Annotated in this window: 1 protein-coding gene; it reads right to left on the bottom strand. The window is 69.3% G+C overall.

The genetic code is table 11. The features are described 5' to 3' along the window. The coding region (locus tag KZA10_RS16560) for an LpqB family beta-propeller domain-containing protein (protein WP_256935017.1) at positions 1-788 on the bottom strand (788 nt) is incomplete at both ends.

Here is a 788-nt window from a genome sequence, read left to right as displayed (position 1 = left end):
CGACCCCGCGTGGGCGAACAGCTCGCCGTTCGCTCCGAGGATCCGCACGCCGGAAGCGGTGCGAGCGCCGGCGATCGAGATCGCATTGCTCGGGGCGGCCTCTGCCGAACCGGGCCCCCCCACCATCTGAGTGAGAAGACGCGGGCTGTTCGGATCGACGAGGACTCCCACACGGTCTGCACCCAGCCAGGACAGCCCCGTCGCCGGCTCGAACAACTGGGTCAACTGCTTGACCTCGCCGAGCTCGATCGGGATGCCCGCCGAGTCGCGAACCACGGCTGCGACCACGACCCACATCTGCTTGCCGACGGTCACCACGGCAGCCACCCTGGCGCCGTCCGGTGCGACCCTCAGATGAGAGATCGCCGAGGCGCTCGGCCACGCCGTCGCGACTTGATGCGCCACGGCATCGCTCCCCGACGCCTGCAAGGCCGTGGGCGCTCCCGCGGGAACGGACCAGGTGTACCCGTAGGAGTCGAGCGAGGGTCTGATGAGCCCTGGACGGGAATCGAGCTCGTCGAGGCTTCCCTCGCCGATCAGATAGACGTGCTGGTCACCGAGCTGCGTGGCGGCGCGGGAGTCATCCGCGGCCACATCGATCGAGACGATGGGTTGCGTGATGGCGGTGATCTCCGAGCTGATACCGGTGAGGGGCGAGATCTCATCGCCGACGATCCGCCCGAAGGCGCCGTTCTGCAGCACAAGCGTGCCGACCTCGGCCGACGGCTCCACCACGTCCGCCACGCCGGCACCGAGGTCGCGCCCGTCGACGGTGAACCGTACCTGGG

This window comes from Microbacterium sp. BF1 (assembly GCF_019279095.1).
In the GTDB taxonomy this organism is placed as follows: domain Bacteria; phylum Actinomycetota; class Actinomycetes; order Actinomycetales; family Microbacteriaceae; genus Microbacterium; species Microbacterium maritypicum.
This window is presented reverse-complemented; position numbering and strand designations above follow the sequence as displayed.